General features: G+C 37.6%; 13 protein-coding genes and 1 tRNA gene. 10 read left to right on the forward strand and 4 right to left on the reverse strand.

The features are described from left to right. From VL047_RS00055 to VL047_RS00065, 3 genes are all read left to right on the forward strand, one after another. A partial coding sequence (locus tag VL047_RS00055; RefSeq protein ID WP_325357237.1) for a helix-turn-helix domain-containing protein occupies positions 1 to 304 on the forward strand: 304 nt, incomplete at its 5' end. Beyond that, positions 301 to 474: a hypothetical protein gene (locus VL047_RS00060; protein ID WP_325357239.1), complete on the forward strand. Its 174-nt coding sequence runs from the start codon at positions 301 to 303 to the stop codon at positions 472 to 474. The genes VL047_RS00055 and VL047_RS00060, both read left to right, overlap by 4 nt. Continuing rightward, positions 471 to 1,373: an IS3 family transposase gene (locus VL047_RS00065; protein ID WP_325357241.1), complete on the forward strand. Its 903-nt coding sequence runs from the start codon at positions 471 to 473 to the stop codon at positions 1,371 to 1,373. Before VL047_RS00060 ends, VL047_RS00065 begins: the two co-directional genes overlap by 4 nt. A gap of 269 nt (positions 1,374 to 1,642) precedes the next feature. Here the strand turns inward: VL047_RS00065 and VL047_RS00070 are convergent, their stop codons facing one another. From VL047_RS00070 to VL047_RS00080, 3 genes are all read right to left on the reverse strand, one after another. Continuing rightward, positions 1,643 to 2,080, reverse strand: a complete 438-nt coding sequence (locus tag VL047_RS00070; protein WP_325357243.1) for a hypothetical protein — start codon at positions 2,078 to 2,080, stop codon at positions 1,643 to 1,645. Between the two features lie 78 nt (positions 2,081 to 2,158). Continuing rightward, positions 2,159 to 2,788, reverse strand: coding sequence for a trimeric intracellular cation channel family protein (locus VL047_RS00075; RefSeq protein WP_325357245.1), 630 nt, complete (start codon positions 2,786 to 2,788; stop codon positions 2,159 to 2,161). Between the two features lie 22 nt (positions 2,789 to 2,810). Then, positions 2,811 to 4,076: a M20 family metallopeptidase gene (locus VL047_RS00080; RefSeq protein WP_325357247.1), complete on the reverse strand. Its 1,266-nt coding sequence runs from the start codon at positions 4,074 to 4,076 to the stop codon at positions 2,811 to 2,813. Positions 4,077 to 4,378: 302 nt separating this feature from the next. Here VL047_RS00080 and VL047_RS00085 point away from each other — a divergent pair, with 302 nt between their 5' ends. Continuing rightward, complete coding sequence (locus VL047_RS00085) at positions 4,379 to 5,821, forward strand: MFS transporter (protein WP_325357480.1); 1,443 nt, start codon at positions 4,379 to 4,381, stop codon at positions 5,819 to 5,821. A 154-nt stretch (positions 5,822 to 5,975) separates the two neighbouring features. Here the strand turns inward: VL047_RS00085 and VL047_RS00090 are convergent. Further along, a tRNA-Met gene (locus tag VL047_RS00090) sits at positions 5,976 to 6,049 on the reverse strand. 112 nt (positions 6,050 to 6,161) lie between these two features. Here VL047_RS00090 and VL047_RS00095 point away from each other — a divergent pair. The 6 genes from VL047_RS00095 (at position 6,162) to VL047_RS00120 (ending at position 15,087) form a co-directional block, all read left to right on the forward strand. Then, positions 6,162 to 6,539 carry an START-like domain-containing protein gene (locus VL047_RS00095; protein ID WP_325357249.1) on the forward strand — a complete coding sequence of 126 codons (378 nt, stop codon included), beginning with the start codon at positions 6,162 to 6,164 and terminating at the stop codon, positions 6,537 to 6,539. Between the two features lie 28 nt (positions 6,540 to 6,567). Then, the gene (locus tag VL047_RS00100; RefSeq protein ID WP_325357251.1) at positions 6,568 to 8,007 is read left to right on the forward strand and encodes an LptF/LptG family permease; all 1,440 of its coding nucleotides are present in this window, start codon (positions 6,568 to 6,570) and stop codon (positions 8,005 to 8,007) included. Positions 8,008 to 8,080: 73 nt separating this feature from the next. Then, positions 8,081 to 9,295, forward strand: a complete 1,215-nt coding sequence (locus VL047_RS00105; RefSeq protein WP_325357253.1) for a bifunctional 3,4-dihydroxy-2-butanone-4-phosphate synthase/GTP cyclohydrolase II — start codon at positions 8,081 to 8,083, stop codon at positions 9,293 to 9,295. Between the two features lie 131 nt (positions 9,296 to 9,426). Further along, entirely contained in the window at positions 9,427 to 9,750 is a 324-nt protein-coding gene (locus VL047_RS00110) for a hypothetical protein (protein WP_325357255.1), read from the forward strand. Positions 9,751 to 9,903: 153 nt separating this feature from the next. Further along, positions 9,904 to 11,019 carry a hybrid sensor histidine kinase/response regulator gene (locus VL047_RS00115; protein WP_325357257.1) on the forward strand — a complete coding sequence of 372 codons (1,116 nt, stop codon included), beginning with the start codon at positions 9,904 to 9,906 and terminating at the stop codon, positions 11,017 to 11,019. A 24-nt stretch (positions 11,020 to 11,043) separates the two neighbouring features. Further along, positions 11,044 to 15,087 (forward strand): response regulator, encoded by a 4,044-nt coding sequence (locus tag VL047_RS00120; RefSeq protein WP_325357259.1) that lies wholly within the window; start codon positions 11,044 to 11,046, stop codon positions 15,085 to 15,087. Positions 15,088 to 15,111: the final 24 nt, after the last annotated feature.

The raw sequence follows: 15,111 nt of genomic DNA on the forward strand, positions 1-15,111 counted from the left end.
GCAAATCGTAAAAGAAATCGAAGAGGGGCTTCCACGAAAAGAAGCAATGCGCATGCATGGCATGTCCTATAAATCTTTGGATGTTTGGATGTCCCAATACGGTTCCCCGGAATATCAGGCTGGCAAGAGACGGACCTACAGTCCTACCCAAAAGCGGTCGATCCTCCGTGCCGTAGAATCTGGGATGACCCTAAAAGAAGTACAGATCGCCTACGGCTTGAAGAGTACTTCGCTCATAAGGGGCTGGTTGCGGGAGATTAAAAAGAAAAATGCGGATATAGCAGTCATAATCCACCGTCCATGAAGCAGAAAGCCCCCCAAGTACCACAAAGCGATGAGGTAAGGGCCCTCCAAAAGGCCCTTGCCGAAGCTGAGCTCAAGAACAAGGCACTGGAAACCCTGATTGATGTTGCAGAGGAAACGCTAAAGATCAATATCAGAAAAAAGCCTGGTGCCAGGCAGTCATCAAAATGAAACAGGATTATCCCAACATAGGGATAGGTACCCTGTGCAGACTGTTTGGCAAAACCCGGCATGCCTATTATGATAAAGGGTGGCGCGTCCAGGATCAAGGACTAAAAGAGGACATCGTTATTCAAAAGGTGCTGGAAATCAGGAAGGAAATACCAGGGATAGGGACATTGAAGCTGCATAGCATGCTGACTCCGGTGTTCCGGTCGCACCAGATCAAGATCGGGCGGGACTACATGTTCGACCTGCTGCGCGAGCATGGCTTACAGATCCGCAGGAGGAGACGAAAAGCAATTACCACCAATTCCCGCCACTGGATGCATAAATATGCCAATCTGATCAAGGATCTAATTCCAAGCCGGCCCGAACAGATATGGGTAAGCGACATCACTTATATCCGCTTCTCGGGACAATGGGGCTACCTGAGCTTGGTTACCGATGCCTACTCCAAACAGATTATGGGCTTTTGCTTCCGCAAAGATCTATCGGGGCAAGGTTGCATCGAAGCATTAAAAATGGCTTTAGGCAATAGAATGTACCCCGAAGGAGAACTGATCCATCATTCGGACAGGGGATCTCAGTATTGCAGCAAAGCCTACGTGGATGTGTTGCTGGAGGGAAAAGTTGCCATAAGCATGACAGAAAACGGTGACCCCTATGAGAATGCCATTGCCGAACGCGTTAACGGAATCTTAAAAACCGATTTCAACCTTTACAATTCAGCAGATGGGTTCAAAGAAACAAAAAAAAGGATTGCACGTAATATCAAAGCCTACAATACGATCCGCCCACATTTAAGTGTCGATTTACTGACCCCGGAACAGGCTCATTTAAAGACAGGCGTCCTTAGAAAACTATGGAAAACGAAAAGCTATAACAAAGACGAAAAAGTACTTGTATAGCTCCTTTAGAATTAACAATTTAGAATGTATAACTAATTAAGTAATTATTAACAATAGTGTATAGTTATTATAGGGTAAGACACTCCCTTTATTCTTATAGGGATATTCTAGGGACATAGTAGGGACCTTCTTCGGACTTTGTAGGGGCAAACACCTTTAATGTCCCTTTTATGTCCGAAGAAGATATGTACCATATCCGTTAGAATATCAAAGAAGATACGACTAGTCATTATGTCGTATCTATAGAAAATCAGAAATAATATTGGCTATTACGATTGAGGCACCTTAGAGGCAAAGGCTTCGTAATTACTTTTTGATGAGAAATAAGCTACTTCTCCCGTTTCGTTCATCAGCACGATGTAAGCATTCGCCTTATCTACTTCTTCTCCTGTAAAAGGATCAGCAGCTTTACGAACCAATTCATCATTTGGAATACGCTGTACACACATATCGCAACAACCGTAGTAGGTAGTTGCTCCAACAACAACCGGTATCTGTTTCTTGCCCATGTATTCATCGTTTACCATGCATACCATATCATTTGGCACTTGGTCTCCTGTACGAAAACCCAAAGTAGATACAGGTTGTGGCATCTCAACAACTTCTGACGTAACTTGAGTTACGGTTTCGTTGTTTGCTCCCTGATTACAACTTACAAGGATAACTGCTAGAGGCAAAATCATTAAATATTTAAACATGGTTTTCATTCTATCTTCTATTAATACTTTATTGCAAAAAGGAGTATATTTAATGGTACAAAGATAATGATAAAGAGCAAAAACTAACTATGGTTTGTCGGTTGAAAAAGTGGGGAGGTTCCAATGATAACGAAGTGCTAATATCCTTAATGTAAAACATAAGGTTAATGCAATAATTGCCATCAGATCGCCTGATAGCCATTTTAAATAGTTTCCTAAAACAACAATTAGAGCACCCAAAAGGGCAGCAGATGCATAAATCTCCTTTTGTAATATTATTGGTACTCGTCCAAGAAAAACATCACGCAATACTCCGCCACCAACTGCTGTGATAACTCCTAAAAGAACCGCAGCCTCACCATTATGACCAAAAGAAAGTGCTTTCTGCGCTCCGGTAACTGCGAATAATGATAAGCCAACAGCATCAAACAGTATTACTGGCCGGTTGAGTCGTTCTACTGTGGGATATAAACGTATAGCAAGTACGGTCGCAACAATTGCTGTTGCAAGATAATACCAGTTTGTGAGTCCGGCAGGAGGAATAGCTCCGATACAAATATCTCGTATAATCCCTCCGCCACACGATACAGTAAACGCAATAACCCAAATCCCAAACAAATCAAGTTTATTCTGTTTTGCTGCCGTTGCACCACTTATAGCAAATGCGAAAGTACCTAACAAGTCAAGGATATAGTAAAAGGTATGTAATTTATCCATCTATTTTTGCAGCATATAATGTTTAATTAAACCATGCAGCAGCAGCCGTCATCATTGCTTGCAATCCTGTTTTTAAGGTTGGATCAATAACAGGTGCAAATTTGGTGGAATGATTACTTGGAATTGTATTTATCTGATTATTTTTCTTAGCTTCTAAATACGTTTGAGGATCTGTACCGCCAACGAACCAAAAGACATAGGGAACTTTCCAGTTTCTTCCGAAAACACTAAAATCTTCACTCGCTGAAGCTGGTAACGTTTCCTGTGCTTTATCTCCAAACTGTACATGAAAAGCTTCTGCAACTTTTGCGGTTGCCTTTGCGTCATTTTCAGTTAAAGGGTAGCTATCCAATGTAGTAAATTCAGGATCTCTTGGCGCATTAGACGCAGCGCATTCTGCGCAACATATACGTTTAACTGCTGAAAGTATATGATCTTTAACACCATCATTAAACGTACGAATATTCAGTTTCAACGTTGCGTCATCTGGAATGATATTCTCTTTGGTGCCAGCCTGTAGGGCTCCTATAGTTAGTACAGCGTTTTCAACCGGTGCTACCTCTCTCGAAATAATGGTTTGTAATCGCATGGTTGTAGCGGCTGCCATGATAACGGGGTCGATGGAGGTTTGTGGTTGTGAACCATGAGAGCCGCGGCCAAAAATCTTAACTTTAAGGCTATTGCCTGCGGATAATATAGCGCCACTACGATAACCGACTGTGCCAGACTCTCCAACCATTACGTGTTGTCCCAAAATTATGTCGGGCTTAGGAAAACGTTCCATCATACCGTCATCTATCATTCCTTGTGCACCACGACCCACTTCTTCTCCGGGTTGAAAGACAGCCATTAAGGTGCTTTTCCATACGTCACGGTGTTCTGAAAATAATCGTGCAGCTCCCATTAGCCAGGTTACATGCAAATCGTGTCCACATACATGCGAAACGCCAACTTCAACGCCATCTTCATCCCTCGCTATCTTTGTACTTTGATAAGGTAAGCCAGTTGCCTCAGCAACTGGAAGTGCATCCATATCTGCCCGTAGCATTACAGTTGGACCATTACCATTTTTCATAACACCTACTACACCCGTTATTCCGATTTCAGTAGTAACCTCAAATTGATATTTTGTTAAATAATCAGCAGCTATTTTAGCTGTTCTGAATTCCTGTAAAGACAATTCAGGATTTTGATGTATATCTTTATATATGTCTCTTAATTCAGGAAGAAGCTTATCAATAAAGCTGTCCATTCTGGTGTTGAATGACTTGATTTGATTGATTTCCATAATGATGTTATTTTATTGGCTAAACAGGCGTTTAATTGAGACTGTCTATGACGATACAATCTTTACATAGTAAATATATAAAATTTATAACCAAAGGTAACATCTATTTGTTTAGATTATTTGAGGATCTGATGCATTCACTAAAAAATTAATATATTCATAAACAACGATATACAGCAAATATTTTGCTTCTTTTTCTACTTCTTAGATTAGTGTAAACATTTTATTTTTTCTACCTTTATTTAAAGCTTCATACGCTAGTACAGGTTCTTCAGACTCTATAAAAATTTAATCTATATAGTATAAATCAAGCAACGCAGTACAAAGGAAATGATAAACTCCTATTCGGAATTATTTTTGGAGTTATAGCATTTTGGTTATTTGCACAAACAACATTAAACATTAATGTCGTGATGTCTAAAGACCTTCAAATGGATACTTCAATGATGAACATTGCTGTATCCATTACATCTTTATTTTCAGGTATTTTTATTGTAGTCATGGGTGGTCTTGCCGATCGTATTGGACGAGTAAAAATCATCTTACTTGGATTTATCTTTAGTATTATTGGCTCAATGCTCGTTGGTTTAACTCCTGTCGGACCAATGGCAAATCCAACTTTGATTACTGGCCGTATTTTTCAAGGCTTATCGGGTGCGTGTATTATGCCGGCAAGCTTGGCTTTAGTAAAAGCTTATTGGGATGGGACCGATCGTCAAAGAGCGATTAGTCTTTGGTCTATTGGTTCTTGGGGAGGCTCGGGATTTTGTGCTCTTTTTGGTGGATTAATGGCTCAAAATATAGGATGGCGCTACATCTTTTTCATGTCAGCAGCAATTTCCGTTATTGGGTTTCTAATGGTTAAAGACACTCCTGAAAGCAAGGTTCAACAATCAGGAAACCCAACACTTGACATTGCGGGTATTTTTACATTTATGGTTGTTATGATCGCACTTCAAGTATTGGTAAGTAAAGGAGGTGAATTTGGTTGGCTTAGCCTTCTAACAATTATTTTAGCTGTCCTCATTCTTGTATTTGGAGTTCTCTTTTTTCGCATTGAAAATGGAAAGAAGAATGCTTTCATCGATTTTAACCTTTTTAACAATCCAATTTATACGGGAGCCACTATATCCAACTTTTTACTTAATGGAGTTGCGGGAATGCTGATTGTATCTTTAATGCTGCTACAGGTAGGAGGCGGTCTTTCTGCACAGACAGCAGGATTACTAACATTGGGTTATGCTATTGCTATTGTTGCTTTCATTAGGGTAGGAGAAAAATTATTACAGCGTTTTGGTGCTCGAAAACCTATGATTTGGGGTTCTATCGTAGTAGGAATATCGATAGCTCTTTTATTACCGACCAACCTGATGACTGAAACATACAAAATCTTAGCTATTATTTCCTACACACTTTTTGGTCTAGGCTTAGCTTTTTATGCCACACCATCAACCGACGCGGCCCTTTCGAATTTACCAGAAGCACAAGCGGGTGCAGGTTCGGGAATTTACAAAATGGCATCGTCACTTGGGGCTGCTTTTGGTGTAGCTATATCTGCTGGAATTTTTACCGGATTTAGTTCTATTAACACTTCTGGCAATATTATTGACCAGATTATCTCATTCGCCGGAAGACAAGATAATATTGCCATTCGGGAAGCAGCAATGATAGCGTTGCTTTTTAACTTGTGTATGGTAATTTTGGCAATCATTTCGATTATGAAAACTATACCCAAAAACAAATAATATCGATTAACAATCAGCGATGAAACCAGTGAACTAAATTACATGGGTATAACAGCCCAATAACATATTAATGATATCTGTTAGATTATTAATAGTTTGTTTTGAAGATTTTATTGGTATAAAAAAGGAGACAACGATATGCTGTCTCCTTGAGTAGCGGGGAGCAGAATCGAACTGCCGACCTCAGGGTTATGAATCCTGCGCTCTAACCATCTGAGCTACCCCGCCAGGTTCCTAAAAAGATGCTTCCTTTTTCGGTTTGCAAATATAGTTTAATTTCCCTTTCTTTAGAAAAAAACTTTACAATCTATTTTTGTACTTTAAATGAACCCGGATATATATGTCAGAAAAAATAAAATTCCATTTGGAATATGAAATAAAATCTTCACCCAAAATTTTATACTCTTTTTTAATTGAGCCAAATGCATTATCCCAATGGTTTGCAGATGAAGTATCAACTCGTGATCATATATATACCTTCACCTGGCATGGCGACAGCCGGAAGGCTAAATTAATGAATGAGAGAGAAAACAAAATTGTTCGTTATAAATGGTTAGAAGAAGACCCTTACTATTTTGAATTAGAGATTGTACAAGATGAACTTACAAACGATGTTGCACTTGCTGTAACTGACTTTGCAGATGAATCTAATCTTGATGACCGTAAATCAATATGGGATAATCAGATCGACTACCTCTTAAGCGTTTTAGGTGCTTAAATCATAAATTTCTCCTTACCTTTGTAAGGTGAAAAAGATTCATGTACTTGTACTTAAGGCATTCATCAAGCCTTTCATCGTTACGTTTTTTATCGTAATGTTTGTACTTTTGATGCTTTTTCTATTCAAATACATCGATGATCTCATCGGAAAAGGCTTTGAATGGTATGTCATTTTACAATTACTTTGGTATGCTTCAGCAACTAATGTAGCAATGGCATTGCCGCTTTCTATGCTTCTATCTTCTATCATGACCTTTGGTAATTTGGGAGAAAGCTCTGAACTTACCGCAATTAAAGCAGCAGGAATTTCCTTAAGAAAGGCAATGATGCCGCTCATTATATTTGTTTCCCTTTTCAGCATGGGAGCTTTTGTTTTTAGCGACTATATGCTGCCGATTGCCAACCTAAAAATGGGCTCTCTATTATACGATGTTCGTGAGAAAAAAGCAGACTTCCTAATAACAGAGGGTGTATTTAACAACAGCATTCCGGGCTATGCTATCCGTGCAAAAAGCAAGAGCGAAAACGGCACTAAACTTGAAGATCTGATTATCTATCAGCATGCTCCAAACACTTCAGGCACAAATGTATTAATGGCTAAAGAGGGAAAAATGTACAACACCTCAGATAATAGTTACATGGTTCTTGAGCTTAAAGACGGTGTTCGATATGAAGAGACATCAGGATCAAAAACTTACGACCCTCGACAACTTTTTACGCGTTATTACTTCGATCAAACAGAGCAGAAATTCGACATGTCCGCGTTCGAAATGAAAAGAACCGATGAGAATCTATTCAAAAGTCATTATGCGATGTTGAATTTAAGGCAGTTGGAATATTATGCTGATTCTATATCTGCATACAACGATAGTCTTCGTAGTGAAGTTTTTCGCGAACTCGAGCCCTACTACAAAATATACTCGCAGTATCATTATCCATCCACAAAAAAGGCTACCGATCCAATTAGCTACAAAAGCACTCTTTTAGACGTTGTTCCAGAAAGAAACAGAATGGCTGCCATTGCTGAAGCACAGAATCAAACCCGCTATATCGAAGATGTGCTTTCAATAAAAGCAACTACAGACAGTGAATACGCGAGTTCGATCCGAAGATACCTGATGGAATATCAACGGAAATTTACCTTATCGGTAGTTTGTTTGGTTTTCTTTTCAATCGGTGCTCCATTGGGAGCTATTATTCGCAAAGGAGGCTTAGGCTTGCCTGTAGTAATGGCTATTATTTTCTTTTTAATATACTATGTAATTTCAACACTCGCAGAGAAGTCTGCAAGAGAAGGAAATATCAATGAAATATTCGGAATGTGGACTGCCATTTTCATATTAGCCCCTTTAGGGATTTTCTTAACCTATAAAGCAGCAACAGACTCTGCTCTATTTGATATTGAGCAGTATAAGCTTACGATCAAGAAAATATGGGACAAGCTTAAAAAGCGAGTTTCTGCCTAGTTTAATGACGGTTATATTATCTAATAGACATTCATAAAACGTATTTTTGTAAAAATTTCAATACCAATAATCTATGGCAATTCGTTTAAATACAATCCAAGAAGCGATTGATGATATAAAAGCTGGGAAAGTAGTTATCGTAGTGGATGACGAAGACCGCGAAAATGAGGGTGATTTTGTTACAGCTGCAGCGAATGCTACTCCTGAAGTGATTAACTTTATGGCAACGCATGGCCGTGGTTTAATCTGCGTTCCGCTAACAGAAGAACGTTGTGATGAATTAAAACTGGATTTAATGGTAGGCAAAAATACAGCTGCTTACGAAACAAATTTCACAGTTTCTATTGACCTAATTGGTCATGGATGCACAACAGGTATTTCTGCCTCTGACCGATCAAAGACTGTTAAAGCTCTCGTAAATCCAGAAACTAAACCAGAAGAACTAGGCCGACCAGGGCATATCTTTCCTTTACGCGCAAAGGATGGAGGTGTATTACGTAGAACTGGGCATACGGAGGCGGCAATTGATTTAGCCAGATTGGCTGGCTTTGAACCTGCAGGGGTTCTGATAGAGATTTTAAAAGACGATGGTGAAATGGCACGTTTACCTGATCTATTAACCATCGCCAAGAAATTTGATCTCAAAATTATTTCCATTGAAGATCTAATCGAATACCGTTTAAACGAGGATTCTTTAATTATAAAGGAAGTTTCTGTTAAATTACCAACCGAGTGGGGCGACTTTGAAATGTCTGCATATACTCAAAAGAATACAGGAGAACAGCACGTTGCTCTTATCAAGGGTGCCTGGGAGCCTGGTGAACCTATTTTGGTAAGAGTACATAGCTCTTGTGTAACCGGTGATATTTTTGGTTCATGCAGATGCGACTGTGGTGCACAATTACATGCAGCCATGGAAATGATCGAAAAAGCTGGCAAAGGTGTGATTGTTTATATGAACCAGGAAGGAAGAGGCATCGGCCTAATTAATAAGCTTCGTGCTTATAACCTTCAAGAGAACGGATTAGATACCGTAGATGCTAACTTAAAACTAGGCTTTAAAGCAGATGAACGTGATTATGGTGTGGGAGCTCAAATACTTAGAAATTTAGGAGTTACAAAAATGCGCTTAATGACTAACAATCCTAAGAAAAGAGCAGGTATTATTGGTTATGGTTTGGAGGTAGTAGAAAATGTGCCTCTTGAGATTAAATCAAACAAGCACAATGAGTTGTATTTACGCACTAAACGCGATAAACTTGGCCATTCAATCATGAAAAATATCTAAAAAGGAGCCGCAAACTTTAACTTATTGGGAAATACCCCTTAGGTCAAAATATTTTTTTAGAATTTAAAACAAATACGACCATATTTATCTTTTATAGAATAGAACATATTTTCTCACTTAAAAGATTTGTCATGAAAGCAAAAATTTATTCTCTATTAACAGTATTATTGTTAGCTTTTACCTTCAGTTCTTCAGTATCGGCAGCTCCGGCAATCGATGATCCAACCAAGGATTATACAAAAGAAGAAGTAACGATACGTATGAATGAAATGCGTGAACGTGTAAAGGAAATTAAGGAGTTGGATAAATCCGATCTTAGTAAACAAGAAAGAAAGGCTTTAAAGAAGGAATTACGCGACATGAATAAAGAAGCGAAAGCACTAGGACAAGGTGGGGTTTACCTTTCTGTAGGTGCCATCATCATTATTATCTTATTACTTATTTTAATTCTTTAAGAGCCCTTATCTATTAAAGCACAAGAAAAGAGGAACAAAGTTTCCTCTTTTCTTGTGCTTTAATTATTCTTATTTAATCTTTTTTGTCATGAGTTTTTTGTAAAATTGTTAATTGGTTAAACCAGCTCTAAATATTTTACATATTAATCCTGTATGATACTAATCGTCGATGATAAGCCAGAAAATTTAGTGTCCTTACGTGGCTTTCTAGAACACAATAATTTTAGCGTTGATAGCGCATCTTCTGGTGAAGAAGCATTACGAAAAGTTCTAAAAACTGTTTATTCATTAATAATTTTAGACGTCCAAATGCCAGGGATGGATGGCTTTGAAGTAGCAGAAACAATACTTGATTACAGTAAAGCAAAAGACACCCCTATCCTATTCCTTTCTGCTGTAAATATCGACAAAGAGTTTATTACGCGCGGCTATCAATCAGGAGCGGTCGACTACATAACCAAACCTTTTGACCCTGACATCCTATTACTAAAAGTAAAAACTTTCAATCGACTGTTCGAACAGAACAATCAATTAAAAAAGATACAGAAATCCTTAAAAAAAGAAATTGAGCAACGTAAATTACTTGAAAAAAAGAAGGACGAGTTTATAAGTATAGCAAGTCATGAATTAAAAACTCCCCTGACCAGTATGCGTGGTTATATCCAATTGCTGGAGCGTTTGATTAAAAAAGAGAATAACGAAGATCTCAAGACTTATATTTCAAAGGCAAGTTTTCAAATCAATAAACTTGGCGACTTAGTATCAGATTTATTGGATATATCAAATATGGATAGCGGGAAGATGAAGTTCAATTTACGCCCCTTTCCATTTCAGGATATGTTAAATAATGCAATAGAAAATATTCAGCATATATTTCCTGAGCATACCATTATACAAAAAGGTTCTGCTGATTTAATTTATCTTGGAGATGAAATGCGACTCGAACAGGTTGTCATAAACTACCTGACAAATGCCATTAAATACTCACCAGATAAACGCGAAATACAAGTTGAATCAATTATAACAGAAGACGCGCTGGAGATTCATGTTACTGACTTGGGAATTGGTATCTCTCAAGAATTACAAGAGCAACTTTTCGAGAAATTTTTCCGGGTTGAAGAATCTTCTAATCGCTTTCAGGGATTAGGTATAGGGCTTTATATCTGCCGTGAAATTATACATCGTCATAATGGCGTTTGTGGGGTAAACAGTCAGCTGGGAAATGGATCAACATTCTACTTTAAACTTCCAATAAACAGTAAGAACTAACAGACTAATCAATTAAACCAAATAATGACAAAGCTATTCAATCGAATTCCGTTAAATCTAAAATTACTATTTAGTGCAGTTATTCCTTTACTAGCATTATTTTATTATTTCTATATTATTCAGGCAGAGAAGCAGATTCAGGTTAGTACGACAAATAACTTTATAAGTCGTTTAAATAATACAATTGCTACAGCTAACCTAATTGATGAATTACAGAAAGAGCGACGGTTTAGTTTAAGCTTCTTATTAAAAAGGGAGAATAACAGCAATTTAATTGTTCAGCGAGAACAGTCAGACATTGCTTTCAACGAATTAGAAAAGACCTCACAAAATGGTTTTACAGAAGACTATAAGAAATTTACATTCATTAATAGCCTTGAAGATTGGAGAAGAAGAATAGATACTGATAGTATTACCGCAAACGATGTTTTATTAAATTACCAACTCCTCATTAATCGTTTACAAAGTAATATCAGTATCCGAACTGATAACCCTATTCTGATCAAAACATCAAACGATAAGCTGGAGGCTAGTGCTGCCCTGTCAGGCATGGCTAATCTGATTGCATTAATGCGTTTAGACATCTATTTAAATCTAACGCATGATGAATCTCTTTCCACATCCTTCACTGATTTCCAAAAAAACTACGATCTCTTCAAATCGTATGAATACGAACTATTAACAAACAAAGATGAGCAGATAATCGCCGATTACAATAAGTTGAGTGAGAGTTCCGACCTCAACCCGACAATTAATCTTTTTAATACGATTATAAATGAAGGAAGAATAGATGACTCTTATAATGCAGAAGAATGGTGGCGCACCTCGGCTGCGGGAATGGATGCGCTAAAAAAAATGCATCAAGATATTTTGAATACCATTCAAAAGAATACCTTAGAAGCCTATCAAGATACTATTAAAGAACAAAGGTATCTTTTTATCGCCTTAATACTTATAGCTCTTTTAATATCAGCAATTATATTTTTCGCTATTAAATCTACAACCGAGCAGATTAATAAATTAAAACAAGAAGCTTACAGGATAGCGCTTGGCGAAACGGGCGTTGAACTTCCAGACTATCCAAACGATGCCCTTGGAAGACTCGCCCAGTCATTTATTCAAATTGACAAGAACAATATAAAAATAGCAGAAGCAGCTGAGACAATAGGAAAAAACAATTTTAATATAGAATTTGATGTAAGAGGGGAAAAAGACAAACTTGGTCAGTCTATCTTAAAAATGAAAGAGTCGCTTAAGGCTTTTTCAGCCTCTAAAGAAGATGAGATTTGGGTACAAACAGGGCTTTCAACCATTAACAGTGTTTTGATTGGGCGCAAAAATCTTGAAGAAACTTGCAGCGCTGTATTAGCTTCCTTAGTAAACTACCTGAATGCCGATATTGGAACCCTCTACCTTCATAATTACACAGACACCTTAGAGCTCCAATGTAGTTATGCGGTAATTAACAATAATTTAATCCCTAAAGTTATCCGCTTGGGCCAGAATCGCTTGGGTAACGCAGCAAAGAATATGAAGCCTGTAATCATAGACCATATTCCTGAAGATTATCTCGCGATAGGAAGCAGTATGGGCAAGGCTCAACCTACTCACTTATTTCTTATCCCTCTTGTTCAAAACGGACAAGTAGAAGGCATAATTGAGATCGCATCCTTTAATAGCTTTAATAACGCTTCAATAGATTTTGTTAAAAAAGTAGCGGTAAACATTGCCAGTACATTTCAAAGTATGAAATCGCGGGTGCGGTTACAAGAACTCTTGGAAGAAACACAAACACAAACAGAAGAACTACAAACACAGCACAGCGAATTAGAGAATCTCAATACTGAATTAGAAGCACAAACACAAAAACTGCAGGCATCAGAGGAGGAACTAAAAGTACAGCAGGAGGAGCTTTTACAAGCAAATCAAGAACTGGAAGAGAGAAGCAATATTTTAGAAGATCGTAATCATCTTATTATTGAACGTAATTTAGAGATTCAAAGGAAATCTGAAGAATTAGAGTTAAGCACACGCTATAAATCTGAATTCCTTGCAAACATGTCGCATGAACTCAGAACACCTTTAAATTCTATTTTACTTCTTTCCCGGCTACTAAGTGAAAATGGAACCAATAACCTTAGCGCAGATCAAGTTGAGTATGCAGAGGTTATTCAAACTTCTGGAAAGGGTTTACTATCATTAATCGATGAGATCCTTGACCTATCTAAGATCGAAGCTGGAAAAATGAGTGTTGAGTTTCAATCAGAAAATGTAGATGAAATTGTATCAAGAATGCGTTCTCTGTTTGGAGAAATGGCAAAAGAGAAAAAACTGGATTTACAATTATCTGTAAGTGGAAAAATACCTAAATCAATTACTACAGACCGGTCTCGTCTTGAGCAGATTCTAAAAAATCTTATTTCAAATGCTCTTAAATTTACTGCGAAAGGATATATACAGCTTCGCATCGAACCAAACTCTGCCAATCCAGACCTCATTGATATCTCCGTTAAAGATTCTGGAATTGGAATAGCAGCAGACAAACAAGAACATATCTTTGGTGCTTTTCAACAAGCAGATGGCTCTACACGCAGAAAGTATGGCGGCACAGGTCTGGGGCTTGCCATTAGCCGAGAATTAGCAAAATTATTAGGTGGAGACCTTACATTAAAGAGCAAGTTAGGGTCTGGAAGTGAATTTACACTGACAATTCCTGCTGATATAAATAAGGTGTCTAAAATAAAAAAAGAAGTAATTTCTGAACAAGGTTCCAAATCTGTTGAACCTATCATTGAAGATAAAGCTGACCCGAAGGAGGACACAACAACATACATTGCTACAGTTATTCCTGAGGACATACCAGACGATAGAGAAAAGATTAAAGAAGGCGATAATACCATTCTAATTATTGAAGATGATCCTACTTTCGCCAAATCACTGCTTGCATTTACCAGAAAAAAAGGTTACAAAGGCCTTGTTGCAGTAAGAGGTGATTATGGGGTAGAATTAGCTTTCAAATATAATCCTATAGCCATTTTACTAGACTTACAATTACCAATTAAAGATGGATGGCAAGTGATGAAAGAACTAAAGGAAAACTCTTCAACGCGCCATATACCCGTTCATATGATGTCGTCCTTTCAAATCAAAAAGGAAAGTCTTCGAAAAGGTGCCATTGATTTTATCAATAAGCCTATTGCTTTCGAACAAATGAATGAGATATTCATTAAACTGGAAAAAGCATTATCAAAAGGCCCTAAAAAGGTATTAATCATTGAAGAGAATCTTAAACATGCTCAGGCCCTATCCGAGTATCTCGGTAATTTTAGTGTAAAATCAGAAATTAAAGGGAATATCAAGGATGGTGTTTCTGCACTTCAAAGCGAGGAAATCGATTGTGTTATATTAGATATGGGTCTTCCAGATGAAGAGGGATATAAAACACTGGAAACAATTAAGGATAATCCGGGTTTAGAGAACCTTCCAATTATCATCTTCACCGGCAAAAACCTATCTCGTATTGAAGAGCAAAAAATTAAGCAATATGCTGATTCTATTGTAGTAAAAACAGCACATTCTTATCAACGAATACTAGATGAGGTGACACTTTTCCTACATCTGATAGAAGAAAATAAAATATCTGAAGAAAAAGCTAAGACTCCCAAAAATATAGGGAGGTTTAACGAAATCCTTGAAGGAAAAACAGTATTAATTGCAGATGATGATATTCGTAATATTTATTCGCTTACCAAGGCATTAGAAAGCAACAACATGAGAGTGCTCTCAGCAAATGATGGAAAGGAAGCCTTGGAAATCCTCGAAGCTCATCAAGACGAAATAGATATCGTATTAATGGATATGATGATGCCGGAATTAGATGGCTATGAAACTACAACCCGGATACGTAAAAATCCAAAAATGGCTAACCTACCTATATTAGCAGTTACCGCAAAAGCAATGATAGGCGATCGAGAAAAATGTATCCGTGCAGGCGCTTCCGATTATATATCAAAGCCGGTAGATATAGATCAATTAATTTCTTTATTAAGAGTGTGGTTATATAATTAATTAAAAAGCTGGAACCCTTAGTTT

It is taken from the genome of Albibacterium sp. (assembly GCF_035514885.1).
Taxonomy (GTDB): Bacteria; Bacteroidota; Bacteroidia; order Sphingobacteriales; family Sphingobacteriaceae; genus Albibacterium.